This window comes from Bradyrhizobium betae, from assembly GCF_004123905.1.
In the GTDB taxonomy this organism is placed as follows: Bacteria; Pseudomonadota; Alphaproteobacteria; order Rhizobiales; family Xanthobacteraceae; genus Bradyrhizobium; species Bradyrhizobium betae_A.
Map to the genome: position 1 here is coordinate 113368 of NZ_MZXW01000021.1, position 26252 is coordinate 139619.

23 protein-coding genes are annotated in these 26252 nt (G+C 65.1%); 14 read left to right on the forward strand and 9 right to left on the reverse strand.

The features are described 5' to 3' along the window. The first annotated feature begins 60 nt into the window (after positions 1-60). The 3 genes from B5V03_RS18755 to B5V03_RS18765 are packed head-to-tail and all read left to right on the forward strand — an operon-like array spanning position 61 to position 1760. Complete coding sequence (locus tag B5V03_RS18755) at positions 61-1113, forward strand: ATP-dependent DNA ligase (protein ID WP_164988134.1); 1053 nt, start codon at positions 61-63, stop codon at positions 1111-1113. Positions 1114-1161: 48 nt separating this feature from the next. Beyond that, positions 1162-1329, forward strand: a complete 168-nt coding sequence (locus B5V03_RS18760; protein ID WP_129271886.1) for a DUF2934 domain-containing protein — start codon at positions 1162-1164, stop codon at positions 1327-1329. A 38-nt stretch (positions 1330-1367) separates the two neighbouring features. Next, a complete protein-coding gene (locus B5V03_RS18765; protein ID WP_129271887.1) occupies positions 1368-1760 on the forward strand; it encodes a VOC family protein in 393 nt (130 codons plus the stop codon). An 18-nt stretch (positions 1761-1778) separates the two neighbouring features. Here the strand turns inward: B5V03_RS18765 and B5V03_RS41525 are convergent, their stop codons facing one another. Continuing rightward, positions 1779-1940: a hypothetical protein gene (locus B5V03_RS41525; protein WP_164988116.1), complete on the reverse strand. Its 162-nt coding sequence runs from the start codon at positions 1938-1940 to the stop codon at positions 1779-1781. 11 nt (positions 1941-1951) lie between these two features. Beyond that, positions 1952-2836, reverse strand: coding sequence for a hypothetical protein (locus B5V03_RS18770; protein ID WP_129271888.1), 885 nt, complete (start codon positions 2834-2836; stop codon positions 1952-1954). Between the two features lie 341 nt (positions 2837-3177). Between B5V03_RS18770 and B5V03_RS18775 the strand changes: the two genes are divergently transcribed. The 3 genes from B5V03_RS18775 to B5V03_RS41530 all read left to right on the forward strand — a co-directional run bounded on the left by B5V03_RS18775 (position 3178) and on the right by B5V03_RS41530 (position 5152). Further along, the gene (locus B5V03_RS18775; protein WP_129271889.1) at positions 3178-3786 is read left to right on the forward strand and encodes a cysteine hydrolase family protein; all 609 of its coding nucleotides are present in this window, start codon (positions 3178-3180) and stop codon (positions 3784-3786) included. A 96-nt stretch (positions 3787-3882) separates the two neighbouring features. After that, positions 3883-4959 carry a flavodoxin family protein gene (locus B5V03_RS18780; protein ID WP_129271890.1) on the forward strand — a complete coding sequence of 359 codons (1077 nt, stop codon included), beginning with the start codon at positions 3883-3885 and terminating at the stop codon, positions 4957-4959. 19 nt (positions 4960-4978) lie between these two features. Then, a complete protein-coding gene (locus tag B5V03_RS41530; RefSeq protein WP_164988117.1) occupies positions 4979-5152 on the forward strand; it encodes a hypothetical protein in 174 nt (57 codons plus the stop codon). Positions 5153-5160: 8 nt separating this feature from the next. Here the strand turns inward: B5V03_RS41530 and B5V03_RS18785 are convergent, their stop codons facing one another. Continuing rightward, a complete protein-coding gene (locus B5V03_RS18785) occupies positions 5161-5883 on the reverse strand; it encodes a DUF72 domain-containing protein (RefSeq protein ID WP_129271891.1) in 723 nt (240 codons plus the stop codon). Between the two features lie 122 nt (positions 5884-6005). Between B5V03_RS18785 and B5V03_RS18790 the strand changes: the two genes are divergently transcribed. Then, on the forward strand, positions 6006-6221 hold the full coding sequence (locus tag B5V03_RS18790) for a hypothetical protein (protein WP_129271892.1): 216 nt from the start codon (positions 6006-6008) through the stop codon (positions 6219-6221). Positions 6222-6772: 551 nt separating this feature from the next. Further along, entirely contained in the window at positions 6773-9877 is a 3105-nt protein-coding gene (locus B5V03_RS18795) for a DEAD/DEAH box helicase (protein ID WP_164988135.1), read from the forward strand. Positions 9878-9908: 31 nt separating this feature from the next. Here B5V03_RS18795 and B5V03_RS18800 read toward each other — a convergent pair whose 3' ends face one another. The 4 genes from B5V03_RS18800 to B5V03_RS18815 form a co-directional block, all read right to left on the reverse strand. Next, positions 9909-11057 carry an amidohydrolase gene (locus B5V03_RS18800; protein ID WP_129271894.1) on the reverse strand — a complete coding sequence of 383 codons (1149 nt, stop codon included), beginning with the start codon at positions 11055-11057 and terminating at the stop codon, positions 9909-9911. A gap of 189 nt (positions 11058-11246) precedes the next feature. Beyond that, on the reverse strand, positions 11247-12335 hold the full coding sequence (locus B5V03_RS18805; protein ID WP_129271895.1) for a mandelate racemase/muconate lactonizing enzyme family protein: 1089 nt from the start codon (positions 12333-12335) through the stop codon (positions 11247-11249). 155 nt (positions 12336-12490) lie between these two features. Continuing rightward, entirely contained in the window at positions 12491-13696 is a 1206-nt protein-coding gene (locus B5V03_RS18810; protein WP_129271896.1) for a M20/M25/M40 family metallo-hydrolase, read from the reverse strand. 56 nt (positions 13697-13752) lie between these two features. Beyond that, a complete protein-coding gene (locus B5V03_RS18815) occupies positions 13753-14994 on the reverse strand; it encodes an MFS transporter (RefSeq protein ID WP_129271897.1) in 1242 nt (413 codons plus the stop codon). Between the two features lie 145 nt (positions 14995-15139). On the opposite strand from B5V03_RS18815, the gene xylB reads away from it, so the two are divergent. The 6 genes from xylB (at position 15140) to B5V03_RS18845 (ending at position 22585) form a co-directional block, all read left to right on the forward strand. After that, positions 15140-16585, forward strand: coding sequence for a xylulokinase (xylB, locus tag B5V03_RS18820; protein WP_129272035.1), 1446 nt, complete (start codon positions 15140-15142; stop codon positions 16583-16585). A gap of 220 nt (positions 16586-16805) precedes the next feature. Next, on the forward strand, positions 16806-18329 hold the full coding sequence (locus B5V03_RS18825; protein WP_129271898.1) for a sugar ABC transporter ATP-binding protein: 1524 nt from the start codon (positions 16806-16808) through the stop codon (positions 18327-18329). Next, positions 18322-19362, forward strand: coding sequence for an ABC transporter permease subunit (locus B5V03_RS18830; protein WP_129271899.1), 1041 nt, complete (start codon positions 18322-18324; stop codon positions 19360-19362). The genes B5V03_RS18825 and B5V03_RS18830 overlap by 8 nt, the downstream gene beginning before the upstream one ends. Before the next feature lie 66 nt (positions 19363-19428). Continuing rightward, positions 19429-20376 carry an ABC transporter substrate-binding protein gene (locus B5V03_RS18835; protein ID WP_129271900.1) on the forward strand — a complete coding sequence of 316 codons (948 nt, stop codon included), beginning with the start codon at positions 19429-19431 and terminating at the stop codon, positions 20374-20376. Between the two features lie 244 nt (positions 20377-20620). Next, complete coding sequence (locus B5V03_RS18840; protein WP_129271901.1) at positions 20621-21895, forward strand: PQQ-dependent sugar dehydrogenase; 1275 nt, start codon at positions 20621-20623, stop codon at positions 21893-21895. A gap of 120 nt (positions 21896-22015) precedes the next feature. Then, complete coding sequence (locus tag B5V03_RS18845) at positions 22016-22585, forward strand: c-type cytochrome (protein WP_129271902.1); 570 nt, start codon at positions 22016-22018, stop codon at positions 22583-22585. Positions 22586-22696: 111 nt separating this feature from the next. Here the strand turns inward: B5V03_RS18845 and B5V03_RS18850 are convergent, their stop codons facing one another. Both B5V03_RS18850 and B5V03_RS18855 read right to left on the reverse strand, forming a co-directional pair. After that, a complete protein-coding gene (locus B5V03_RS18850; RefSeq protein WP_129271903.1) occupies positions 22697-23053 on the reverse strand; it encodes a response regulator in 357 nt (118 codons plus the stop codon). A gap of 129 nt (positions 23054-23182) precedes the next feature. Continuing rightward, positions 23183-26188 carry a hypothetical protein gene (locus tag B5V03_RS18855; protein WP_129271904.1) on the reverse strand — a complete coding sequence of 1002 codons (3006 nt, stop codon included), beginning with the start codon at positions 26186-26188 and terminating at the stop codon, positions 23183-23185. Positions 26189-26252: the final 64 nt, after the last annotated feature.

A 26252-nucleotide genomic window follows, 5' to 3' on the forward strand; every position in this document is an offset into this window, starting at 1 on the left:
GCAAGGGATGGGGACGGCCCGGACGATCGAAGTTTATCGCGAGTTCTGATCATGGAGCCGATGGAGGCCGAATCTGTTGCCGAACTGCCCCGCGGAGCGCAATGGCAATACGAGCCGAAATGGGACGGTTTCCGTTGCCTGCTCATCCGCAACGGACAGCGGGTCAGGATGCAGTCGAAAGGCGGGCGCGATCTCGATCGCTATTTCCCGGAGGTCGCCTCCGCCGCGCTGGCTCTCTCTGCCGGCTCATTCATCCTCGATGGAGAGCTGATCATCCAGCTCGACGAGGGATACTCGTTCGACGCCCTGCTTCAGCGCATCCATCCGGCGGCCAGCCGGGTCAAGCGCCTCGCCGGCGAGACGCCGGCCCGCTTCATGGCCTTCGACCTGCTGCGATCGGGTGAGACGGATCTCGCGGCACTGCCGCTTGCGAAGCGCCGGCCCGCGCTTGAAAAATTCGCGCGGAGGTCCTTCAAGGATACGAGCGTATTCGCGCTTTCGCCGGAGACACACAATTTTGCCGAGGCGAAAGCGTGGCTCCGGCGCGTGGAAGACGGTCACGATGGCGTGGTCGCGAAACGCCTGGACCTCGCTTATTGCAGCGGCACGCGAGACGGGATGCAGAAGATCAAGCTGCTGCGATCGGCCGATTGCGTGGTCGGTGGGTTCAGATATGCCGAGAAGAAGCAGGGTAGGCGCAAGGTGATCGGCTCGCTGCTGCTCGGGCTGTACGACGAATCAGGGCTCCTGCATCACGTCGGCTTCACCTCGGCAATCAAGACGTCGGACCGGCCTGGCCTCACCGACAAATTCGAGAAGATCATCAGCAAGAGCAGCTTTACCGGCAAGGCGCCGGGCGGTCCGAGCCGATGGTCGACGAAGCGATCTGCCGAATGGCAGCCGGTGCGTCCCGTTCGCGTCGTCGAGGTCTGCTACGACCACGTCTCCGGTGACCGGTTTCGTCACGGCACGAAGATCCTGCGCTGGCGAGCGGACAAGAAGCCGTCGCAATGCCGGATGGATCAGCTTCGGCAAAAGTCGGCGAAAGCCCGGCGGGGAATGGTTGTGAAGCCGGACGATCGACAAGGGCGCGAGGGTGCTCCTGGAACGTGACGCGCGAAAGCAGCGTTGGAAAGAACAGATATCGAGGAGAGACACCAAATGGCAAAGCCGACAGAAGAGGACATCCGGGCCCGCGCGCACGCGCTCTGGGAATTGGCGGGCAAGCCCGAAGGGCGGCAGGAGGAGTTCTGGCGCGAAGCGGAGCGGGAGCTTGCAACCGACCCAGCCATCAACGCCGAAGAATCCTCCGAGAAGTTCACGGAATAGCCGATCGCGGTTGATCGCGACGGCGGGAGAACGAGCCGATGATCCACCACGTCTCCGTCGGAACGAACGACGTGCACCGCGCGCGCGCGTTCTACGATCCGTTGATGGCGTTGATCGGCTTTCGGGTCCTCAAGTCCTCGGATCGCTCCGTTCACTACGGCGCATCCGACATCGTCTTCAGTCTCGAAACCCCGGTCAACGGCGAGCCCGCCAGTGCGGGAAACGGCATTCATATCGCCTTCCAGGCGCCCGACCGCGAGACCGTGCGGCGCTTCCACAGCACGGCCCTGGCGAATGGCGGGCGGGATGAGGGAGCACCGGGCATCCGCGAACAGTACAACGCCAATTACTACGGCGCTTTCGTGCGCGATCCCGACGGCAACAAGATCGAAGCCGTGACCTATACGGCGCGGGAGAGTTTTGGCCTTTGAGCGCGCCGGCGTCTGGTGTCAGTCGTCATGGCCGAGATCTTCCGGCTTCGCCGGACCCAGCGTGCCGCCTTCGCCGCGCCCGAGATCTGCGCCACATGTCTTGTCGGCGTCCTGAATGATGGCCCGCTCCATTTCGCGTTCAGTGTCTTTGCGACGCCCGGTCTTTTCTGCTTTCTGCAAGCTAAGCTCCGCTAGGGCATCGGCCGCGGTGCCGGCATTCGGCGCCGAGACCATCGGTTCGAATGGACCATCCAGTCCGAGATGGGTGCTCCGTCCCGATGTCGCCCGCCGGCCGCAGCGCCGGCCCAGGCAGCGACGGCGCCGAACAGCAACGCCGCGGCGGCAGAAAACGCCACGATGATGCTTGCCGCGCGCGCTCTTGAGATGGCACTCTTCGCATTGGCGATTGTCGTATCGACCCGCCTTTCCGCATCCCCTGCAGCGAGCCCGGTCAGAGCGGTCACCTGTTGAACGAGATAGGCCCTGTCGTCGGTCGCAACGCCGTTATGGCTGGAAGACGTCATCAAGATCCGTGCCGCCTCGGCTCGCTCCGCGGTGAGGTCGACATTGGGTGGTCGACGCGGTGCGCGAAACAAGTGATCGAGCTCGAAACTCAGAACCGATGGTTCCGACGCCGACGGCGGCTGCGTGGTCGCGGCTGGTTTGCTTGACGCCCAGGCAACGAGCGCGACGAGAACGGCGCCGATCAAGACGGCCAGCGCCCATGAGGCAACGCCATGAAATCCGTCGCGGGTCTCGGTATCGTCCGCGGCTGAGACATATGGGACGCGCACGCGTCCTGCGAAATATCCGCCGCAGCCGAAGCTGATAAGCGACTGAAGGATCAGATAGATGCCCGAGAGCAGCCAGAGTGCGAAGGAGGTATCCCGCCATGTCGGCGCCGTCGAGGCCACACCCAGGCCCAGAGCCGTCGCGAACGAAAGCATGATTAGCGAGAGCGCCGATGCGGCCAGGGCGCCGGCCACAATAGGGGTCCATTGCAGTCCCCACGGCTCGAGCCTCTCAGCCGGGCGAATTGTTGCCTCATTGGCTGCAACAAGCGTTTCCATTGTCATGGCCGCACTACCGCAGGCCGAACAAGGACAAGACGAACATGATGATGACGATCAAGCCGACAAGGTAGATGATCCCGTCCATGCTGGGTTCCTCCAATTTCTGACGTAACAATTCGATCTGTGTGCGGTGGTTCCTATGTGCAGCGCGGCAATCGTTGGGCCGGCGGCTGGGGAAATAGCGATGGGTTGCGGCCAATAGAGACTGGTTTTTTACGAGCGCGTGAGCGCTGCAAAATGGTCATGACTGGAACGGATGACTTTGGCCGCCATTTGATGTCACGCCGCCATCGCGTTCTGATTGCCCGGAGTTCTGATTTGCTCGCGCGCCCAGAAAGAAGACCATGAGAGATGAAAGTTCGGCTGTAAGCCCGATCCGGCAGGCCGTTCACCTCTGCATCGATATGCAGAACATCTTTGCGCCCGGAGGACTCTGGGAAACACCGTGGATGGAAAATGTCCTGCCGACCATCGCGTCGATCGCTTCTCGATATCAGGCCAGGACGATCTTCACGCGCTTCATCACGCCGCAGGATCCGGAGGATCGTCCCGGCCAGTGGCGAGCCTATTTTCAACGCTGGCGCGAGGCGACCCGGAGCCGCGTGGCGCCGTCCGCCCTCGATCTCGTCCCGGCGCTGGCGCGCTATGTCCCTCCTGCTGCGATCATCGACAAGCCGGCCTATTCCGCATTCAGCAATTCCAGTCTTGCAGGCCTGCTGATCGACAAGAATATCAGCACGATCGTCGTCACGGGTGCGGAGACAGATGTCTGCGTTCTCTCCACGGTCCTGAGCGCCGTCGACCTCGGCTTCAGGGTCGTGATCGTCGAGGACGCGCTGTGCAGCTCGTCCGACGTCGGCCACGATGCGTTGATGACGATGTACCGCACCCGCTTTCACGGTCAGGTGGATCTTGTGACCGCGGAGGAATTGGCGGAGTTCTGGCGCGAATAGGACATCGCCTGATGCCGCGGGTGAGAGGCCTCGTCTGAGGAACCGCTTCCGTCACCCCGGGTTGGTCGGGTTGCATCAATTTGACGGGGAGCGCGCATGACGGAACCGGACGTTCGCAAGGGAATGCCGCCCGTCAAACTATCGCGCGAGGCGTTCGAGAGGCGCTACAGGAGCCGGTTCGTCGATCCCGCCTTCATGTCGTTGCAGCGCGAGCTGGATGCCATCGTCGAGGCCGCCTGGGACGCCTACAGCCATTCGCGAAAAGCTCCGCTGACGCGGAAGGCGGGTGCCGGGTTCGCCGATCCTGATTACGACCTTGCGGTCGATTGGCTCGCTGCGCGTGCCGCCGTCCTGGAGGCGCAGCGGCGGCATGACGACGCCGACGCGACGCCGCGCATCCTCATCATCAACGGCTCGTCCCGCAGCGAGCACACCTGTCCCGGCGAGATGTCCAAGACCTGGCGCCTCGTCAAGCTGGCCGAGCCCGTCTTTGCCGAGATGGGATTGGCCGTCGACATCCTGGATCTCTCTCGCCTGACCTCGGAGTTCGGCAAGACCATCCATCCCTGCAAATCCTGCGTCTCGACTGCGATGCCGCTCTGCCACTGGCCATGCAGCTGCTATCCGAACTATTCGCTGGGCCAGACCGGCGACTGGATGAACGAGATCTACCCGCTCTGGGTCGCGGCGCACGGCATCCTGATCGTGACGCCGGTGAACTGGTATCACGTCCCTGGCGGTCTCAAGGCAATGATGGATCGTCTCGTCTGTGCCGACGGCGGCAATCCCGATCCGACATCGACGCACGGCAAGAGAGCGGCTGAAGCCAAGGCGATCGAGCTGAAGGGCTGGCCGTATCCGCGTCATCTCGCCGGCCGCCATTTCGGGCTCGTCGTTCACGGCGACAGTGTCGGTGCCGAGGGCGTACGGCGGACCTTATCCGACTGGCTGACCGACATGCACCTGGTCTCCGCGGGTCGCTTCGGCGAGGTCGACGGTTATGTCGGCTACATGGAGCAATACGCGACGTCCCATCGCGAACTCGATGAGGATGATGACTTTCAGCATGAGGTGCGCAATGCGGCGCGCGCGCTCGGCAGCGCGGTACGGCTCGCCCGGAGCGGGCGGCTCGACGAGCCCGGCGCCGGCCTTGCAGATCCAAATCCCAAATGATTGCCTGAAAGGACGGCAGATGCTGGAAGAGAAACTCAAGGAAGCCATCGTTGGTGAGCTCAAGCGTCAGGCCGCCAACCGGCCGCAATCGCTGAAGGTCGACGGCTCTTCGGAGGAGTTGGTTGTCAACGGAAAGATCGATCTTGCCGATCTGGTGATGGTGATCGCGGGCTCCGTTGCCGGGGGACCGTAGCTCGCCCGTCAAAGCAGGGCTTTCAGCTTCAGCGCATCGGCCGGCGCCGCGCTCTTCTGGTCGTTGTCGAAATAGACATAGACGTCGCAGCCTTGCCGTTTCCAGGATTTGATCCGCCGCGCCCATTGCGCGAGGGCCGCCGGCGAATAGTGACCCTGATAACGGCCGCCGGGGCCGTGTCCGCGGACATAGACGAAGTCCGCGGTGCGCTTCCAGGGCGCCGGCGCGTCGTGATGGTCCGACAGGCAGAGCGAGATATTTTCGTCGGCCAGCATCCGCAGGATACGGGGCTGATACCAGCTCGGGTGACGAAACTCGAAGCAGTAGCGACGCTTCTTCGACAGCAGCTTGAAGAAGGATGCGAGCCTGTCGGCGTTCGCCTCGAACTGAGGCGGGAGCTGGAACAGGATCGGGCCGGCCTTGCCGCCCAGCAGTGAGATCCGCTGCTCGAGCAGCTCGATGCTGTTGACGGAGCGGTCAGACAGACGTTTCCAATGCGTGATGAACTTGGATGCCTTCCAGGCGAAGACGAAGCCGCGGTCGGTCTGTTCGCGCCACGCTTTCACGGCTTCCGGCGTCGGCGTGCGGTAGAACACGCCGTTGAGCTCGGTGGTCTCGAACTGCCCGGCATAGTAGCGAAGCTGCTGCTTCAGCGGCAGGCCCTCGGGAAAGAACGGGCCTCGCCAGGAGTCGTAGTGCCAGCCGGAGGTTCCGATCAGAATACGCGCCATTGTCCAGGTGCCACCGATTGCGCGGCGGGAATGGGCCGCGCCTGCTCGGAGGAACGTCCATGGAGCAGATACGTTGCTGGAAGGGAGGCTCGACCTCCGTCCGATTCAGGCAGGCCTAATCGATGTACGCGCTGTTCGAAGGCAACAAGCAGATCGGCGATCCGTTTCCCACCGAGAAAGAGGTGTGGGAGGCTGCGCTGATCGAGGGACTGGTGACCGACGTTCCGGTGGCAGACGAGGAGGGCGGCCGGCTTCTGCCGGCCGGATATCACGTCGCGCGGGTGGCCGAGATTTGCGAGCCCCGACCGGAGTGGAAGCTGCCCCGCGAAATCTCGTGAGCGGGCTCGCGCTCCCCGCGTGTTCGCCGGCATTGCCGTCTCGACGACCCTGGCCATCCCGGTGAAGCCGCGCTGACGGGATCGTGCCCCATCCGCTCGATTCGCGCGAGATGGCGTCCTTGACAGCGCCGCGATGATGCCGCAGCGTGCGACGCATCGCGAGGCGCCCGCAATCCGGGTTGTCCCGGTACCGCCTTCGAACCAGATGCGGCGAGAACGCAGTGGGATCGAACCGATCCACGCTGCGGAATGCGTGCGTTCGCATGGCAAATCCCATATGCATGGCGACGGACCGCCGAATCGGCACGGGCTCGGCGCGCGTGCCATCGACGATTGTTGACGATTTGAGATAGATGAACGTGCGGCATTCCACAAAAACGCGGCTGGCCAAGAAGTCGGGAGACAAGGTCTCGCGCAAGGCTGCGCCAAAGAAGAGTTCGCCAAGGAAGAGTTCAAGGAACAGCTCGCGCAAGGTTTCGCCGCGCAAGAGCGCTACGGCGAAGGGCAAGGCATCGCAACGCGCCGCCGTCTCGTCATCGTCGCCGCTCGGCATGATGGCGCTGCATCTGCTCGAGCAATACAAGCAGTCCGGCAGCAGCGGCCTGGTGTTCCTCGCCGAGAGCGAGAACAGGGCGGAGCGGCTCGGCAGCATCCTTCACGGGCTCGATCCGTCCTGCGAGGCGCTGGTGTTTCCGCGGCTCAACACCTTGCCGTTCGACCAGTTGGAACCCTCTCATGAAATCGCAGGCCGGCGCGCCTCCGTGCTGCGGCGCCTGGCGAAATCCAAAAATCCGATCTTTCTGATCTCGACGGCGGAAGCCGTGATGGAGCGCTTGCCGCTGCCGGCGGGCCTGCTCCGCCTCAATACAAGTCTGAAGGTCGGCGGGACGTTCTCGGAAGCCGAGCTTCGCGGGCGTCTCGAGGCGCTGGGCTACGATCTGGAAGACGAGCCGGATTATCCAGGCGGCGCCCTGTTCCACGGGCAGACCTTCGAGATCTTCCCCGCGGGCGCGCTCGGTCCGTACCGGGTCGAGCATTCGGGGCGCACCATCAGCCGGATCGTGGCGTTCGACCCCAGAGAGCACGAGGTCATTTTCGAGACCAGGGAGCTTCTGGTCGATCCGATGTCGGAGCGACTCGCCATCGCCGGCCGCGGCAAGCGCGCGACGCTGTTCGACTATTGCGGGCGCGCCAAATGGATCGCGGATGCAGGGGTGCCGCTGCATGTCGACGGCTGGCTGGACACAATCGAGGATGCCGGCACGCGCGCGGACAGGGAGCGCGAATATCTCGGGCCGCGCGACTGGAAGCAGGCGACCCGGGGCATGAAGGTGCTGCCGCGGACGGCGCCGTTCCAGCCCACGCCCGAGTTCTCGAAGCTGACAGCGTCGCGCAAAGCCCTTCGCGCCTTCGTCGAGGAGACGCGGCGAGCCGATTCGCGCCTGATCCTCGTTGCCGCGCAGGAGGAGGATTTGCGCGCGATGGAGCGGATGAGCGGCGTGAAGGCGGAACGCGTCGCGGATTGGGACGAGGCCATGCGCGCGCGCGATCGTGACGCGGCACTGATCGCCGATCTCGACGCCGGCTTCGTCATGCCCGGGCGGAAGGCCGTCGTCGTCCTGACCGCGTCCGACGTGCTCGGCAGCAGGGCCCATCATCCGCAGCCGATGGCGCGCAGCTGGAGCGCGGCCTTCGATCATGCCGACGTCCCGGAGCAGGGCACGGTGGTGGTTCATCTCCAGCGTGGCCTCGCCGTGCTCGATGGCTTGCAGACCGTCAACACCGGCGGCGGCGCCTTGCGGGAGATGGTCAGGCTGGTGTTTGCGGGAAGCAATGCCGCGCTCGTGCCGCCGCCCGATCTCGGTTTGATGTGGCCTTACGCGACCGAGCCCGGCAAGCTCGCGCTCGACAAGGCGGACGGGAGCACATGGTGGGCCCGCCGCACCTCGGCCGAGCAGGAGATCCAGCTCGCGGGCAAGGCGCTCGCCAAGCACATCAGCCAGCGCCGGCGGCGGCGCGCTGCCAAGCTGGTGCCGCCGGGGTCGGCCTACGAGAAATTCGTCGCGCGCTTTCCTTACTTCACGACCGTCGATCAGGCCAAGGCGATCAACGACGTCCTGGACGATCTCGCATCCGGCCATCCGATGGACCGGGTGATCTGCGGCGACGTCGGGTTCGGCAAGACCGAGGTGGCGCTGCGCGCGGCGGCCGCCGTGGTGCTGTCGGGCCAGCAGGTGGCGATCGCGGTGCCGACGACAGTGCTGGCACGGCAGCATGTCGCAACCTTCCGCAAGCGCTTTGCCCCGTTCGACATCGACGTCGGCAACATGTCGCGTGCGACCTCGGGCGCGGAGTTGCGCCAGACCAAGGAGGCCTTGCGCAGCGGCCGGATGAAGATCGTGGTCGGCACGCAGGCGCTCGGCTCGAAGGACGTGAAATTCGACGACCTCGGCCTCGTCATCATCGACGAGGAACAGCATTTTGGTGCGGCCGAGAAAGCGAAGCTGTCGGGCCTCGCCAAGAATGTCCATACGCTCTGGATGAGCGCCACGCCGATCCCGCGCACGCTCGCCGCAGGTCTTGCCGGCTTCAGGGACCTCAGCATCATCGCCTCGCCGCCGGTTCACCGGCTTCCGGTCGCGACCAGGATCGCGCCGCTGTCGGATGCGGCGATCGCCTCGGCCCTGCTGCGGGAGCAGCGGCGCCACGGCCAGAGTTTTCTGATCTGTCCGCGCATCCAGGATCTGGAGCCCATGCTGGCGCGCGTGCAGGCAGTGGCTCCTGATCTGCGCATCGTCTGTCTCCACGGCAAATTGCCGGCCGACGAGATCGACGACCGCATGATGAGCTTCGTCGAGGGCGAGGCCGACGTCCTGCTCGCGACCAACATCGTGGAGAGCGGCCTCGATATTCCGCGTGCCAACACCATCGTGGTGTGCTGGCCGGAAAGATTTGGTCTCGCCCAGCTGCACCAATTGCGCGGACGGGTCGGCCGCAGCGGCATCCGTGCCTTCGCCCATTTGCTGACCGAGACCGGCTCCGAGCAGTCCGAGAAGCGGCTCGCCGTCCTCGAGGAGTTCAGCCGGCCGGGCGCGGGCTTTGCCATCAGCGAGCGCGATCTCGACTTGCGAGGCGCGGGCGATTTGTTTTCGGAGCAGCAATCCGGCCATGTCCAGGTGTTCGGGCCGGTGCTTTACAGCCACCTTCTGAAAATGGCCTCCGAGAAGGTCGATGACGGACGGGTCGAGATGTGGGTGCCCGACCTCAATCTTCCGATCGCGGATATGCTTCCCGAGACCTATGTGCAGTCCGAGCCGGTGCGTCTCGAGCTTTATGCCCGTGCCGCAAGGTGCAGCAGCGAGGACGAGCTCGTCGATCTCGAAGAGGAAACCTCGCGCCGGTTCGGGCAATTGCCGAAGGTCGCGCGCGACTTCTTCGCGGCGGCAAGGCTGCGGCTCGACTGCAAGCGCAGAGGAATCATCCGCCTCGACGTCGGCGCAAGTGCGGTCGCCGCGACATTCCTGCCCGGCCGTCTGCGCAAATCCCGCGGCAAATCGCTGCAACGCGACGGCGACCGCGTCGTCTATCACAGCCCGATGCGCGATGCCCCGTTCGATCGGGTCGAAGAATTGTTCGAGCTGCTCGACGAGGTGTGATGGCGGCGGCCGGATGGCCGTCGCGCGCAGTTTAGTTCGATGCCAGCGCCGTCTTCGCGACCTCGGCCATCCAGCCGGATGCGACCGGGAGGATCGCATCATTGAAATCGTAGCGCGGGCCGTGCAGCTCGGCGCCGTCGCGTAACTCGCCATTGCCGATCCAGACGAAGGCGCCGGGCCGCTTCTGCAGGTAGAAGGCGAAATCCTCACCGGCCATGCTGGGCGCGAGATCGCGGCGAACCGGCGTCTGCACCTTCTCGGCGGCGAGGCGCGCGAGGCCCGCTTCTGCGGGCGCGTTAATCGTGACGCCGACGCCCATCACGATCTCGGGCGTGACCTTGACGCCAAAGCTCGTGGCGATGCCGGCGCAGATCTCGCCGATTCGGGCGAGCAGGATGTCCTTCACCGCCTCGCGATGATACCGCAGCGTGCCGCCGATCGTGACACGTCCTGCGATCTGGTTGCGCGCCGTGCCGCCTTCGAGCGTGCACAGTGAGAGCACGGCGGTGTCGAGCGGATCGACGCCGCGCGACACGATCGATTGCAGCGCCACGATGAGGTGGCCCGCCGCCATCACCGGATCGCGCGTCAGATGCGGCATGCCGGCGTGACCCGCATGGCCCTCGATGGTGATGCTGACACGACCGCCGGAGGCCATGACGACACCGTCATGGACCGCAACCGTGCCGGCCTGAAGGCCCGGCCAGTTGTGGAAGCCGAACACGCGATCCATCGGAAAGCGCTCGAACAGGCCGTCGGCGACCATCGCGCGCGAGCCGCCAAAACCTTCCTCGGCCGGCTGGAAGATGAAATCGACCGTGCCGCTCCAGCTGGTGTCCGCGGCGAGCAGCGCGGCTGCCCCGAGCAGCGAGGCGGTGTGCCCGTCATGGCCGCAGGCATGCATCACGCCTGGCGACGTCGACGCATAGGGCAGACCGGTATCCTCGGTGATCGGCAGCGCGTCCATGTCGGCGCGCAGGCCGACGCGGCCCTGCGCAGAGCCTCGCGTCAAGGTCGCGACGACGCCGTGGCCGCCGATTTCAGCCTCGAAGGGAATGCCGAGCTCGGTGAGTTTTTCCTGCACGAAGGCGGAGGTCTCCTTTTCCTGCAAGGACAGTTCGGGGTGGGCATGCAGATGCCGGCGCCACGCGGTCAGTTTCTGGTGCAGCTCGGGTGTCAAGGCAGGGGATCTTTCGCAAGGAGGGCCGGCTGTTGCCAGCATAGCCGAATATCCGTGCCCTGCATCAAGCGCCTTGGAATGGCTCGCGTGCAGCCAGATCGTCATGGCCGGGCTTGACCCGACCATCCACGTCTTGCTTGTCGCACGAAGATCGTGGATGCCCGGGACAAGCCCGGGCATGACGGAGCTCTACGGCGCCAGCTTCGCCAGCCCGGTCCAGTCGAAGCCGATGCCGTGGCCCGGCCGCGACGGCGCTACGGCCTTGCCGTCCTCGAGCACCAGCGGATGCTCGATATATTTGTCCAGCCCGAAACCATGCGCTTCCAGATACGAGCGGTTCGGGCAGGCTGCGAGCAGATGCACGGTGACGTCGTGCGCGCCATGGCTGGTGACGGGCAGGTTGAAGGCCTCCGCCAGCCGCGCGATCTTCATGAAGGCGGTGACGCCGCCGCAATTGGTGACATCAGGCTCGGGATAGGACACCGCGCCCGCGGCGATGTAGTTCTTGAACTCCCACAACGAGCGCAGATTCTCGCCAGCCGCGATCGGTACGCCGCCAGCTTGCATGATGCGCGCATGGCCCGCGACGTCGTCGGGAATGATCGGCTCCTCCAACCAGGTGAGGTCGTAGGGCACGAAGGCGCGGGCGGCGCGGATCGCGTCCTCGACCGTCCACTTCATGTTGGCGTCCGCCATCAGCGGAAAGCTGTCGCCGAGATGTTGTCGCATCGCCGCGACGCGCGCGACGTCGGATTTCAGGTCGGGCCGGCCGACCTTCATCTTGATGGCACGAAAGCCCTTGGCGAGATTGCCGTCGGTCTGCGCAAGCAGCGCCTCGACCGAGAGATCGAGATCGATGCCGCCGGCATAGCACGGCACGCGCGAATCGAAGCCGCCGAGCAACTGGTACAGCGGCAGTTTCGCGCGCCGCGCCTTCAAATCCCACAGCGCGATGTCGAGCGCAGACAGCGCCAGCACCGCCGGCCCGCCGCGGCCGCCATAATGCAGGCCCCACCAAACGTGATGCCAGATCGCCTCCGTGTCATCGGCCTCGCATCCTTCGACCAGCGGCGGGATCTCGCGCTTGAGAATATCAGCGACCGCGCCCCCATTGCGGCCGACCGTGTAAGTGTAGCCGACACCCTCCGCGCCATCGGCATCGCGGATCCGGCAGGTGATCAGCTCGAATGCCGCGATCTCGCCATGCGTGGAGTCCGACAGCGTGACGGGGAGGGGGATCCGGTAGAGGCCGGACTCGATACTTGCAATGCGCGGCATGTTTGCCTCCCGATTTTTCTTTTTGTTCGCGGTTCGTAGGTGGGGTAGCGCAGCGTAACCCACCATGCTTCCGCATTTGCCGAACGAAGTTGGTGGGTTACGCCAGCGGACTGCGCTTCGCGCAGCCGCGGGCTAACCCACCCTACGAGTTCACCTCACCGCATCGTCGCGAGCTGCACGGCCAGCGCACACGCCCGGTCGTATTCGTCGAGGTTGATCCACTCGTCGATGGTGTGCGCCTCGTTCTGCCCGGCGCCGAAGGTCACGGTCGGAATGCCGTGGCGGACCATCCAGTTGGCATCGAGCCCGCCATTGGCGGCGCGGACGTTCGGGGTGCCGCCGACCGCGGACACCGCCTCGATCGCGCGTTTGACGACCGGCAGGTTCTCCTTCATGCGGAACGGAAAATAGTCGGTCTCGGCCTTGAACTTGACCTTGCCGGATTTGCCTTGCGCGTTCGTGACCTTCTTGGCCGCCTTCTCGAACGCCGCCTTGTAGGCTTTGGTGATCTCCTTGAAGAATTTTCCGTCATGGCTGCGGCATTCGCCGCGCACATGCACATAGTCGGTGACGACATTGGTGGCATCGCCCGCGGGGCGGCCTTCGCCGCCGGTGACGGGGCCGACATTGCTGGTGCCCTGCCGCGCGCTCGCGCCCTTGCCCTTCACCACCTTGCCGAACCAGCCGCCGGCCTTCACGTCTGCAAGCGCGAGTGCCATGATCATGGTCGAGGAGATGCCGCGCTCGGGCGCCACGCCGGCATGTGAGGCGCGGCCAAAAATCTCGACGGTCCAGCGATCCGCGCCGACCGCGCCGATGACGACGTTGGAGGCCGAGCCGCCGTCATAGTTGAAGGCCATTACCGGCGAGCCGAGCTCGTCCAGCTTGACGTGGCGCGCGCCATAGAGCCCGCTCTCCTCGCGCACGCAGAACAGCAGCGTGATCGGCGGATGATCGAGCTTCTGCTTTTCGAGCTCGGCCGCCAGCGTCACCAGCACGCCGCAGCCGCAGCGATTGTCGCCACCGAGCGCGGTCTTGGCCTCGTTGACGATTTTGCGGCCTGATTTCTTCGGCTTGGCGCCGGCGCACAGCGGCACTGTGTCCATGTGGGTCATGAACATGATCCGCGGCTGGTTGTGCAGCGCGCCGCGGCCTGGCAGGTCGACGATGAGATTGCCGGTTTCGGTCGGCACCGGAATGCGGGTGTTGGCGTCGTCGAGCCGGATCGCCTTGGCCGGCACGCCGGCCTCCTTCAGCGCTGCGGCAAGGTCACGCCCGATCGCCGCCTCCTGTCCGGTGACGCCCTCGATCGCGAGGAAGCGCATAAGACGGTCGGTGGCGGCTTTGGTGTCGACAGGCATGATGATTCCTTTGGTGCACGATCGCGTAGGATGGGTAGAGCGCAACGAAACCCATCCTACGAATTCGCCGTCGTATAAGTCAAAAAGATCAGCACGCCGACGATCAATGCCGCCGCCATGAACAGCAGCACCGCCGGCAGCCCCGCGAACGCGGCCACTGCGCCGGTGATCGACTGCATCAGCGCCGTGCCGAGGAAGAAGGCGAGATTGATTGCCGCCAGTGCCTTGCCTGCGACCTGCGCGTCGACGAGCTGCCTGGACATGCCGAACAGCAGCGGCTGCGCGGAGGTGAAGAGCCCGATGAGCACGAACAGTGCCAGATCGTAGGACGGCGGCATGACGGTCACGCCGAACAGCCATGCGACGGGAAAGTGCGGTGCGCCCAATGCCATCAGCGCGAGCAGCAGCGCGGCGAACGCGTGGGTGCTGGCCACCAGCGCGCGGCGGCGCCCGATCCTGCGGTCGATCATGCCGACCAGCAGGGGGCCTGCGATCATCGCCAGCGTGAACGCGCCGAGCTGGTTGCCGGCCTCGACCCGCGACAGTCCCTTGACCTGCATCAGCCATGGCCCGCCCCAGAGGCCGCGCAGCACCAGCGAGCTTGCCAGCGACACCAGCGCCAGCGCGATCAGGCCGCGCAGCGGCCGTGACAGGCCGAGCCTGAGCACCTCGATCATCTGCGACAGCGGCGAAGACTCATCCTTGTGCTCGGCCGGCTGGTTCGGCACCAGCACGAACACCGCGAGCGCCACCGCGATGCCGCCGATCGCCGAAATCCAGAATCCGGCGCGCCAGCCGTAAGTGTCGATCACGAAGGCGAGCGGGCTCGACGACAGCAGCATGCCGATATTGCCGATCGAGAGGATCGCGCCCGACCACAGACCGAAGCGCGCGGCCGACAATTGCTTGGCCGCCAGCGTCATCGGGCACATCAGCATGCCCGAAGTGGCAACGCCCAGTATCAGCTGCCCGACCGCAAAACTTTCCGGCCCCGTTGCAACCCCCGACGCGATCGCGCCGAACACGGTTCCCGCCAGCAAAGCGAGCGACACCGGCCGCACGCCAAACCGGTCCATCGCCGCCCCGACCGGAATCTGCGACGCGGCAAAGGCGAAATGATAGACCGAGGTGAGGCTCGCCAGCGCCTGCGGCTCGATGTGGAAATCCGCCGCCATCAAATCGAGGCTGATCGCCGGAATGGTGCGCAGCAAGGTCGAGAGCATGTGCCCGCAGGCCAGCGCAACCAGCGCGAAGATCAGCGCGCGGGTGGCGCCTCCCGCGTCGTCAGTGGCAGTCATGAGCGTTCCGTCCCGGCGAGGTTTTGGCTGGGGTACATGATTGGAGCGGCCGTGCCAACATCGGGAACAGCATGCGCTGCATGCGACAGCTTGAAATCATCGCGCCATGCCCGCAATGTCGCGCACGCGCAAGGCAAATGGCATCATGTATCTCGGTATCGACCTCGGCACCTCTGCCGTCAAAATCGTTCTGGTCGACGATTCGCAGCGCGTGGTGGCGAGCCGCAGCCGGTCCTTGACGGTCAGCTCAAAGCATCCCGGCCATAGCGAGCAAGACCCGGCGCAGTGGATCGAGGCCACGTTCGCGACGCTGGACGCGCTGAAGACGGATCACGCGCGCGAACTGGCCGCCGTCGCGGGCATCGGCCTGTCGGGCCAGATGCACGGCGCAACGCTGCTCGATGCCGGCCTGATGCCGCTGCGGCCTTGCATTCTCTGGAATGATGGCCGGTCCGCTGCGGAATGCACTGAGCTGGAACGGCGCTGGCCCGCCTTGCGGGCGACCACGGGCAACAAGGCGATGCCGGGATTCACGGCACCGAAACTGTTGTGGGTGGCCAGGCACGAACCGGAGATTTTTGCGGCCACCCGGCTCGTGCTGCAACCCAAGGCCTATCTGCGGCTGGTGCTGACCGGCGAGGCGATCGAGGATGTCTCGGACGCCTCGGGGTCGCTGTGGCTCGATGTGGCGCGGCGCGATTGGTCGGATGAGGGGCTCGCCGCGACCGCACTGTCGCGGCAACAGATGCCGCGTCTGGTCGAGGGCTGCGCGCCGGCGGCACGGCTGCGCAGCGAGATGGCGCAGCGCTGGGGCATGACCGGGCGGCCGATGATCGCCGGCGGGGCCGGCGACAATCCGGCGGGCGCTGTCGGCATCGGCGCCATCAATCCCGGCGCGGCCTTCATTTCGCTCGGAACCTCCGGCGCATTGCTGGTGCCGACCGACACCATCGCCGCCAATCCGGAGCGGGTCGTGCACACCTTCTGTCACGCCGTCCCCGACAGGTGGATTCAAGCCGGCGCGATCCTGTCGGCGGCCTCGTGCCTGGCCTGGATCGCGCGGCTGTTGGAGACCTCCGAGGCCGACCTGCTGGCGCCGCTCGGATCGCGTCCGAGCGCGCCGTCGCCGGTCAGCTTCCTGCCGTATCTCTCCGGCGAACGCACCCCGCATGATGACCCTGACGTGCGCGGCATGCTCGACGGGCTCAGTCACGCCACCGATCGTGACGCCATCGTGCAAGGTGTGCTCGAAGGCGTCGCCTTCGCGCTCGCGGATTGCCGGGACGTGCTTGCCGAGACCGGACTTGTCATCGCGGAAGCGGATGTCATCGGCGGTGGCTCGCGGTCGCGGTTCTGGCTGTCGGTGCTGGCCAATGTCCTGAACGTGCCGATGCATCGCTTTGCCGACGGCGAGACCGGTGCCGCGTTCGGTGCGGCGCGGCTCGGCCGCCTCGCCGTTACCGGAGAGGCGATCGAGGCCGTCTGCACCGCGCCCCGGCGCGTCGAGACGTTCGCGCCCGACCGCGCACTCGCGAAGGCCTATGCCGAGCGGCTTTCGCAATGGCGCCGCCTGTACCGGCCGCGGCGCTGATCGCGCACGCGGATGGTGCGCGATGATGTGGCGAAGAAAAGGCATCACCTCCGAGATCGGTTCCGTCTGCAAAAGATAAATCCGCGCCCGGTTGTTCGTCAGCATGCGGAAGGTATTGCCCTGCGCCGCGGCCTTTTGTTTAATGCGACCATCCGCGCCAGGGACCGAACGAGACGCGGGTGAGATTGCGATGCCGCCACTGGCGCGTCGGGGAGGTGTGATGAGCGAGCCCATCCTCGAGATGCGCCGGGTCTCCAAATCGTTCTTCAGCATCAAGGCGCTGCGCGACGTCGACCTCACCGTCTACGCGGGCGAAATCCACGCCTTGATGGGCGAGAACGGCGCCGGCAAATCCACCCTGATGAAGATCCTGTCGGGCGCCTACCGGCCGGACCCGGGCAGCGAAATCCGGATCGACGGCCAGCCGGTGCAGATCAGCGGCCCGCTCGGCGGCCGCGCGGCCGGCATCGCGATCATCTATCAGGAGCTCTCGCTCGCCCCCAATCTGAGCGTTGCGGAGAATATCTATCTCGGTCGCGAGACCTCCCGCGGCGGCCTGCTGGCGCGCGAGGCGATGCAGGCCGGCGCAGGGCCAATCCTGGCGCGGCTCGGCGCGGATTTCACGCCGCAGACGCAGGTTGCCAATCTCTCGATGGGCCAGCGCCAACTGGTCGAGATCGCGCGCGCGCTGCACGCCCGCTCCAGGATTTTGATCATGGACGAGCCGACCACGGCGCTGTCGGCCGGCGAGAGCGAAAGGCTGTTCGCCCTGATCCGCCAGCTCCGCGCCGAAGGTCTTGCCATCATCTACATCTCGCATCGCATGGACGAGGTCTACGCGCTCGGCGACCGCGTCACCGTATTGCGCGACGGCACGCTGGTCGGCTCGCTCGACAAGCCTGACATCCGCGCCGACACCATCGTCCGGATGATGGTGGGACGCGACGTCTCGTCCTTCTACAAGAAGGAGCATGATCCGAGCGCGCGGCCGGGCGCACCCGTGCTTGCGGCCGTCGACATCGCCGACAACAGCCGCGTCAAGGGATGTTCCCTGACGGTGCATGCGGGCGAGGTCGTCGGCCTGGCCGGCCTGGTCGGGGCCGGCCGCACCGAGCTTGCGCATCTCATCATCGGCGCCGCGCCCATGACCTCGGGCCATGTCGAGATCGAGGGCCGCGCGGTCAGCATCCGCACCCCCGGCGAGGCGCTGGACGCCGGCATTGCCTACCTGACCGAGGACAGGAAGGCGCTCGGCCTGTTCCTCGACATGTCCTGCCTCGACAACATCAATCTTGCGGTGCTGGGCCGCGATGCGAAATTCGGCGGCATCCTCGACCGCGACAAGGCCCGCGACCGCGCAAAGCGGGCGTTCGCGACGCTCGGCATCCGCGCCGCCAATGTCGGTGTCCCCGCCGGCGGGCTCTCCGGCGGCAACCAGCAGAAGGTTCTGCTGTCGCGGCTGCTTGCGATCGGCCCGAAAATCCTGATCCTCGATGAGCCGACGCGCGGCGTCGACGTCGGCGCCAAGTCGGAGATCTATTCGATCATCGACAATCTCGCCAAGTCCGGCACCGCGGTGCTCGTTATCTCGTCCGACCTGCCCGAGATCATCGGCATCTGCGACCGCGTCGTCGTGATGCGCGCGGGGCATATCGCCGGCCAGATCCGGCGGGACGCGACATCGCCGCTCAGTCAGGAGGAGATCATGGCCCTCGCCACCGGAACGGAGCAGCTCGATGCCTGACAACGGCGCTTCCGCCAAAGCCGCCCCCGCCGCCCCCGGTCTTGCCGCCGCGCAGGAGACCAAGCGGCAGCGTACGCGGGCGATCGTTCGCGCGGTCGGCATGCTGCCGGTGCTGCTGCTCCTGTGCATCGGCTTTCATGTCCTGTCGGACGGCCGCTTCTTCACCGGCCAGAACATTGGCATCGTGGTGCAGCAGTCCGCAGTCAACACCGTGCTGGCCGCAGGTATGACCTTCGTCATCCTCACCGGCGGCATCGACCTCTCGGTCGGCTCGATCCTGGCGGCGTCGGCGATGGCCGGGTTGATCGTCTCCAAATTCGCCGATTTCGGGCCGCTCTGGTTGCCGGTCGCGGTGCTCACCGGCGCCGTCTTCGGCATTCTCAATGGCGCCTTGATCGCGCTGTTGCGCCTGCTGCCCTTCATCGTCACGCTGGGGTCGTTGACCGCCGTGCGCGGCGCGGCGCGCCTGCTCGGCGCCGACACCACGGTGTTCAATCCGTCGGTACCCTATGCCTTCATCGGCAACGGTGCGCTCACGCTCATTCCCGGAATCGTGTCGATACCCTGGCTCTGGGTGATCGCGCTATTGGTCATCCTGGTGTCGTGGCTGGTGCTCAAGCGCACCGTGCTCGGGGTGCACATCTATGCGGTCGGCGGCAACGAGAGCGCCGCGCGGCTCGCCGGCATCAAGGTCTGGGCCGTGCTGATCTTCGTCTATGGCGTGTCCGGCCTGCTCGCGGGCCTCGGCGGGGCGATGCAGGCGGCGCGCCTCTACGCCGCCAATGGCTTGCAGCTCGGCCAGTCCTACGAGCTCGACGCCATCACCGCCGTGATCCTGGGCGGCACCTCCTTTGTCGGCGGCATCGGCTCGATCTGGGGAACGTTGGTCGGCGCGCTGATCATCGCCGTGTTGTCGAACGGCCTGATCCTGATCGGCGTATCCGACGTCTGGCAATATGTGATCAAGGGCCTGGTGATCATCGGCGCGGTGGCGCTGGACCGTTATCGGCTGCAGGGCTCGGCCCGCACGTAAAATCAGAGATCCGTCACGGCAACTGGTCGCCGTGCCGGAGATTGAAACAGACCAGGGAGGAAGCCAATGTTGAAGACGATCTCGTTTGCCGGCGCCGCGATGGCGCTCGTCCTGAGCTCTGCGCCGTCCTTCGCCAAGGAGCTCAAGTCGATCGGCATTTCGCTCGGCTCGCTCGGCAATCCGTTCTTCGTCGCGTTGTCGAAGGGCGCCGAGTTCGAGGCCAGGAAGACCAATCCCAACGTCAAGATCACCACCGTCGGCTTCGAGTATGATCTCGGCAAGCAGGTCACCCAGATCGACAATTTCATCGCCGCCGGCGTCGACCTGATCCTGCTCAATCCCGGCGATCCCAAGGCGGTCGGCCCGGCGATCAAGAAGGCGCAGGCCGCCGGCATCGTCGTCGTTGCCGTCGACACCGCGGCCGAAGGCGCCGACGCCACGGTGACCACCAACAACGTCCAGGCCGGCGAGATCTCCTGCCAGTACATCGTCGACAAGCTCGGGGGCAAAGGCGACGTGATCATCGAGAACGGCCCGCAGGTCTCCGCGGTGATCGACCGCGTCGTCGGCTGCAAGAACGTGCTCGGCAAGAACCCCGGCATCAAGGTCCTGTCCAACGATCAGGACGGCAAGGGCTCGCGTGAAGGCGGCCTCACGGTGGCGCAGGGCTATCTGACCCGCTTTGCCAAGATCGACGCCATCTTCGCCATCAACGATCCGCAGGCGATCGGCACCGACCTTGCGGCACGCCAGCAGCAGCGCACCGGCATCGTCATCACCGCCGTCGACGGCGCGCCCGACATCGAAGCCGCCCTCAAGGACCCGCAGGCGGCGCAGATCCAGGCCTCGGCCTCGCAGGACCCGTTCTTCATGGCCCGCCGCGCCGTGCAGGTCGGCGTCGGCATCCTCAACGGCCAGAAGCCGGCGTCCACAGTCGAGCTGCTGCCGTCGAAACTCGTGACGCGCGACAATGTCGGCGAATACAAGGGCTGGACGTCGGACCGGTCGCAGTAGAGGCGAGAGGACGGCCGGCGCCGGATGCGGCGCTGGCCTGTCGAGCGGAGTACAAAGCTGCTTGCATGGCGGGTAGCCTCGCCAACCGCACGCGATTCGAAGCGGAAACGACCGGACGCGATGTCAGGCGTCCTCAGCTTCGTTTCCGATTGCATTTGCTCGTGCAAATTCTCACACTGTCACTCGGAAAAGCCGCGGACGCGCCCGCGTCGGCAAGACGGCTTCCGCTTCTGGGGAGATCACCATGCTGGGACTTTCATCTGCGTCGCGCAGCCTGTTGCTGGCCGGCGTTGTCTTCGGTGCGTTCACACTGTCCGCTGCGGCGCAGCAGCCCGCAAGCCCGCCTGCCGCGGGCGCAGCGCCGGCCGCCCAGCCGCTTCCTCCGGGTTCCCCCATGATCGGGCGCCCGGATGGTGAGGCCGCCGCAAAACTCGCCCCCGTCGCGCCGCCGCCGATTCCGGCACAGGCCGACAAGCTGCCACTCGCCAAGCTCAAGGTGCCCGCGGGCTTCAATGTCGAGGTCTATGCGTCCGGCATGGCGAACGCGCGCTCGCTCGCGCAGAGCGACAAGGGCACGGTGTTCGTCGGCAGCCGCCTCGTCGACAAGGTCTATGCCATCACCAACAAGGACGGCCAACGCGCGGTCAAGGTGATCGCATCGGGCCTCTATCGCCCGAACGGTGTCGCCTTCAAGGACGGCACGCTCTACATCGCCGAATTGTCGAAGATCTCCAAGATCGAAAAGATCGACGAGAACCTGGACAACCCGCCGAAGCCGACCGTCATCTACGACAAGCTGCCGAAGGACGAGGCGCATGGCTGGAAGTTCATCGGCATCGGCCCCGACAATAAGCTCTATGTGCCGGTCGGCCAGCCCGGCAACAACGTGCTGCATGATGCCGATCACGGCCAGATCCGCCGGATGAATCTCGACGGCTCGGGCGCGGAGGTCTACGCGGTCGGCGTGCGCAACACGGTCGGCTTCGACTGGAATCCTGATACCAAGCAGCTCTACTTCACCGACAACGGCCGCGACTGGCTGTCGGAGACGGTGCCTGAGGACGAGCTCAACCGCGTCACCAAGGCCGGCGAGGACTTCGGCGCGCCGTTCTGCTACCAGGGCAACATCATCGACCAGGAGCTCGGCTGGGGCAAGGACTGCAAGAACTACACGGCGCCGGTCGGCCTGATGGGCCCGCACACAGCGGCGCTCGGCATGCGCTTCTACACCGGCAGCATGTTCCCGAAGCCGTACAAGAACGCGATCTTCGTCGCGCGCCACGGCTCCTGGAACAAGTCGCAGAAGCAGGGCGGTGACGTCGTCGTCGTCAAGCTGAACAAGGATGGTACCGTGAAGTCGATGGAGCCGTTCCTGACCGGCTTCATTGAGGACAACAAATATGTCGGCCGCCCCGTCGATGTGATGCTGCTGAAGGACGGCTCCATGCTCGTCTCCGACGACTGGAACGGCGCGGTCTACCGCGTCAGCTACGGCAAGCAGAAGGTCGCGGCGCAGTAGGTGCCAACCACACCGTCATTACGAGGAGCCCTTGCGACGAAGCAATCCAGAATCTCTCCGCAGGGACAGCCTGGATTGCTTCGCTCCGCTCGCAATGACGGAGTACGCAGGAAGCGGCTCATGCACAAAACAATTACCGCCGCTCTGGCGCTTGCCTCCATCGCATGCGCCGCGTCCGCCGAAACCACCCAGGAGCGCACCGTGCCGTGCCTTGCCTGCCACGGCGAGCGCGGCACGTCCGAGACCGAGAACACGCCGTCGCTTGGCGGCCAACAGGCGCCTTATGCGCTGATCCAGCTCTTCATGTTCCGCGAGAAGCTGCGCGTGTTCGAACCGATGAACGAGATGGCGAAGTCGTTGACGGACGATGATCTGCGCACCTTCTCCGACTTCATCGCCGCGTCGCCGAAGCCCGCAGCGCCGACGGATGCCACTGATGCCGCACGCATGGCGCGCGGTGAAGCACTGGCGGCGCAAAACCGCTGCAACACCTGCCACAACACCGATTATTCCGGAAAGGAAAACGTCCCGCGCATCGCCAATCAGCGCGAGGACTATCTCGCTAAAACGCTCGCCGAATACAAGGACAACACCCGCCACGGCTATGATGCGACGATGGCCGACGTGATGCAGACGGTCGGCAAAGACCAGATCGGCGATCTCGGTTATTATCTCGCGCATGTCCGCTGAGATATCCCGCCGCAAAACGAGACCTCATCCTGAAGAGCCCGCCAAGGCGGGCGTCTTGAAGGGTGGCGGCAAGGAGGAGAACGCTTTCCCCCGACGGACAGCAAACCGCTTCTATTGAGCAGCTTCCCCGAGCAGCGCTGCCGGGTAGACCGGTTTGGTGAAGAACTTTGCGCCGGGCGGCAGCGGCCGGGGGAGCGGGTGACCGGAGATCACGATGATCCGCACATTGGAGCTCTGCTGCTGCGCATAGTATGCGAGATCGACGCCGTCCATCTTTCCGACCAGGTTGATGTCGGTGATGATCAGGGACGGGTGCCGCATCTTCAGTGCCAGCGTCGCTGTCTCCGCATCCTCGCATTGCAGCACGTCGAAATTTCGCTCTTCAAGCATCAGCGCGAGCATCTCGCGCTGGATGTCGTCGTCCTCGACGACGATCGCGATCGGGCGGATCGGCTTTGACTGGCCCATGATTGCACCTCGCTGACACTATCATTTGTTAAGTGCGCAGGGAGGAGTCGGTTCCCGCCATGATGCGTCGAGTTCCGCTCACATCGGAGTGTTCACGGCAAAGTCATCCATCGTCGCACCGACCGCTCTTTACGCGGCGGCGGGCTTGGCCGCTGCGGGCTTCTGGCTTTTGAGCGTCTTCATGATCGACAGGAACGTGGGCGGCGCCTTGGTCGTCGGGTCGACCACAAGCCCTCCGCCGGATTGGAACGCGCGGTCTGCGATCTCGTAGCCGAGCGCACGGTAGCTCTCGAATTGCGATTCCGAGAAGAACTGGTTCAGCGTCGACTCATGCGGAAACGTCCCGTGGGCGATCGCATAGCTCAGGACGCTCATGGGCTCCGTGCCGTGCAGGCCCGACTTGAAGTACAGGAGCAGCCCGTCTTCTGAATCGCCCTCGTCGGCCTCGCTATAGCGAATGTCGCCAATCGCCCAGTACGGCGCTGCTTCAGCAGGGCTCGGACGTTCCTTGAAGCGCTTCTTGAGGAGGTCCAGCCCTTGCAGGTCGATCCGCACGCCGAGATCGATCCATATCTTGCGAAGCGCGTTGCCGAGGTCCTCGAAGGTGTAATCGGGATCACAGCCGGCGTCGCTGACCACGATCACGCGGCAGCGCCGGCGCACCATCTCGTAGAGGCCGAGATTCTCGAAGTGCCCACCGTCGGTCAGGTAGACCCAGCGTTCGGTCTCGCTCGTCAGGCCGAACATTTCCATGAAGAACGGCCGGAGCGCGAACCGCGGCTTGACCCTCGCGTAGTCGGTATTGTCGCCGCGCGGGTTGGCCAGCCACCAGCCGAGGCGCACGTTGAACAGCGCCATCAGGAAGGCGACGCCCGGCGATGAATTGTAACCCATGCTCGGGCTGACGGCAGCGCCCGAGATCGCCATGGCGGTCCCGAGCGTCAGGCCAAGCGGCGGTCCGCCGTAAGGATGCGGCTGCTTGGCCGTGGCGTACGTCGTGCGATACGCGCCATCGGAAAATACAGCGCTGCCGCTGCCGCAATGCAGAGGCGAGAACGTGAACGGCGCAGCCATCCGTTCCTGCCATGCCAGGTTCTTGGATGACACGAGGTTGAGCGCCGCGCTGATGACGTGGAACGGCTTCCAATGTGGGCCTCTCGGTTGAACGCCGTGCTCCCACAGCTCGTGTAGATACGGGCTGTCGCTGCTGTCGAAATCGGTAAAGGCATTCTTGGTCTTGTCGCGGTCTCTCTCGCGGCGTGAAGCACCCAGGAAGGCGCGCACCAGGCGATTCCGGTAAATGCTATGGAGCGAGTAGCGGTTGATGCTGAGCACGAGGGAGGCTGCGATGATCAGCCCCGCGAGCAAGACACCGACCAGGAGCACGATCCCCCAGGGCATATGATCGGCGCCAGCCTCGAAAGAGCTGAACGCCGCGTCCCAGCCGATGGATAGCAGAGCGACCAGGACTGCCGCGAAAATCGCGGCTGCGATTGCTGCGATCGTGTTGAGGCTGAGATATTGACGAAGGCCCGACACCTGCTCGGCGGCGGCCTTGGTCTTCGAGCTCGCGCCCAGGACGACTGAAATCAGTCCGGAAAGTCCTCCGCCGGCCACCAGCGAGGGGACGGATGCGGTGCCAAGATAGCTCTTGATCCATTCTGCGGCGGGCGGTGCGCCGAGCACGAGTCCGAACCACAGCAGCCAGCCGATATAGGCCAGCGTGAAAAGGCCGCTCGAGCGCGCCTGGAATTCGAGGCCCACGTCGACCTCGGACAGGAATTCGGCAAACGAGATATAGATCACGTCGGCGACGATGCGCGCCATCACGATCCAGGGCAGCCCGAGCACGCAGGCAAAACGCGCTGCCGCGGCGTCGGCGCCCGGTGGGCTGTAATACCAGAGCAAGGCGAGTCCTGCCGCACTCAGCAGGCCAAAAGCTGCGCCGGCGACGCACCAGGCGAAAAGATCGATCCATGGATGTTTGGGACGGTTCGCGAGCGATAGCTGGGCCGACCTTCCAAAAACAAATGGCCATGCGCGCGCCAGCACCCAGGACAAGAAGAAGAACAAAACGCCAAGGATGGCGCCGCGCATGACCACGTGGACGTAGAATTGAGCTCCCTTGTCCTGCGCGCCGAATTTGAATCCGAGGATATCGGTCACCTTCGTGAGGGTCGAGAGGCCGTATTCGCTTTGCAGCACGAAAACCAGCAGTGCGGCTCCGATGAGGAAGGGGGCGAGATCGCAAACAAGAAACCGCGGTTGCGGGACATTGATGCATCCGCGCGCGGGACGGTTCGCGGCGGAGAACGACAAGGACATCAGGAAGCAGAGGGTCGGTACGATCATCAGACCCAGAAACCACCCCGACGTATTGTCGGTTGTGATCTTGTGGGCATCGATGACGGCATAGGAGAGTGCTTTGGTGACGAGCACCGCAAGGATCATCGGCGGGACGAGCAGGATCCAGTTCAGGAACAGATTGCGCAGGACGCCGGCGACATCACTCCACAGATCGGGAGAGATCGACGAGAAACTTGGCGCGAGAAAGTGGGAGTTGCGCCGGAGGTTGGAGACCGGCTCGGCTTCCTCGTGATCCCTGATTTGGCCGACGGTGCACCGCTCGTTGAGCGCCGAAACCACCGGGTTCGCAGCACCCTGCTTGCGCTCCCGGCAGAGCCAGGCGGATAGCCAGCTGCCGATATAGCCGCCTCCTGATACGGTCGACAGATACTCGAACTGTGTCAGAGCCGGGCCGGCTTCCTCGCCCTGGCGCTTCGACGTCACGTTCAGGGCCGCGATCCTTTGCAGGATACCGAGGGCGAACGACGCACTGCGGATTCCGCCGCCGGACAGACACAGGGCCCATCGATCGTCAGCGTTCAGTGCCTGGTAGACTTTCTGGAGGTCGTCGGGGACCGCCGCGGTCGGCGGCGGGATTTTGGGAGGCGCATCGGCGAAGAGATAGACCGGTTCCGGCGAGGTCGCGGGTGCCGGCTTTGGCGGCTCTGGTTGCTTGGGCGGCTCTGGTTGCTTTGGCGAACCGTTGCCGTTTCGCTCGAATTGCAGAGCTGCGCCCGCGAGCGCGCGTCGCTCCTCCCAAAGCACCTGTGAAAGGTTCAATGCCCCCATGACGCCCCTCCGCCTGTTTCACCGAGACCGGCCCAAGCTACCGAGATCGGCGAAGGTGTACGTG

Excerpts from the sequence above, each read along its gene's own strand:
- B5V03_RS18765 (WP_129271887.1), top strand. The coding sequence starts at position 1,368 with ATGATCCACCACGTCTCCGTCGGAACGAACGACGTGCACCGCGCGCGC.
- B5V03_RS18830 (WP_129271899.1), top strand. The coding sequence starts at position 18,322 with ATGCCTGACAACGGCGCTTCCGCCAAAGCCGCCCCCGCCGCCCCCGGT.
- B5V03_RS18815 (WP_129271897.1), bottom strand. The coding sequence starts at position 14,994 with ATGACTGCCACTGACGACGCGGGAGGCGCCACCCGCGCGCTGATCTTC.
- B5V03_RS18810 (WP_129271896.1), bottom strand. The coding sequence starts at position 13,696 with ATGCCTGTCGACACCAAAGCCGCCACCGACCGTCTTATGCGCTTCCTC.
- B5V03_RS18835 (WP_129271900.1), top strand. The coding sequence starts at position 19,429 with ATGTTGAAGACGATCTCGTTTGCCGGCGCCGCGATGGCGCTCGTCCTG.
- B5V03_RS18845 (WP_129271902.1), top strand. The coding sequence starts at position 22,016 with ATGCACAAAACAATTACCGCCGCTCTGGCGCTTGCCTCCATCGCATGC.
- B5V03_RS18760 (WP_129271886.1), top strand. The coding sequence starts at position 1,162 with ATGGCAAAGCCGACAGAAGAGGACATCCGGGCCCGCGCGCACGCGCTC.
- B5V03_RS41530 (WP_164988117.1), top strand. The coding sequence starts at position 4,979 with ATGCTGGAAGAGAAACTCAAGGAAGCCATCGTTGGTGAGCTCAAGCGT.
- B5V03_RS18855 (WP_129271904.1), bottom strand. The coding sequence starts at position 26,188 with ATGGGGGCATTGAACCTTTCACAGGTGCTTTGGGAGGAGCGACGCGCG.
- B5V03_RS18805 (WP_129271895.1), bottom strand. The coding sequence starts at position 12,335 with ATGCCGCGCATTGCAAGTATCGAGTCCGGCCTCTACCGGATCCCCCTC.
- B5V03_RS18840 (WP_129271901.1), top strand. The coding sequence starts at position 20,621 with ATGCTGGGACTTTCATCTGCGTCGCGCAGCCTGTTGCTGGCCGGCGTT.
- B5V03_RS18770 (WP_129271888.1), bottom strand. The coding sequence starts at position 2,836 with ATGACAATGGAAACGCTTGTTGCAGCCAATGAGGCAACAATTCGCCCG.
- B5V03_RS18780 (WP_129271890.1), top strand. The coding sequence starts at position 3,883 with ATGACGGAACCGGACGTTCGCAAGGGAATGCCGCCCGTCAAACTATCG.
- B5V03_RS18755 (WP_164988134.1), top strand. The coding sequence starts at position 61 with ATGGAGGCCGAATCTGTTGCCGAACTGCCCCGCGGAGCGCAATGGCAA.
- B5V03_RS18825 (WP_129271898.1), top strand. The coding sequence starts at position 16,806 with ATGAGCGAGCCCATCCTCGAGATGCGCCGGGTCTCCAAATCGTTCTTC.
- B5V03_RS18775 (WP_129271889.1), top strand. The coding sequence starts at position 3,178 with ATGAGAGATGAAAGTTCGGCTGTAAGCCCGATCCGGCAGGCCGTTCAC.
- B5V03_RS18785 (WP_129271891.1), bottom strand. The coding sequence starts at position 5,883 with ATGGCGCGTATTCTGATCGGAACCTCCGGCTGGCACTACGACTCCTGG.
- B5V03_RS18795 (WP_164988135.1), top strand. The coding sequence starts at position 6,773 with ATGATGGCGCTGCATCTGCTCGAGCAATACAAGCAGTCCGGCAGCAGC.
- xylB (WP_129272035.1), top strand. The coding sequence starts at position 15,140 with ATGTATCTCGGTATCGACCTCGGCACCTCTGCCGTCAAAATCGTTCTG.
- B5V03_RS18790 (WP_129271892.1), top strand. The coding sequence starts at position 6,006 with ATGTACGCGCTGTTCGAAGGCAACAAGCAGATCGGCGATCCGTTTCCC.
- B5V03_RS18850 (WP_129271903.1), bottom strand. The coding sequence starts at position 23,053 with ATGGGCCAGTCAAAGCCGATCCGCCCGATCGCGATCGTCGTCGAGGAC.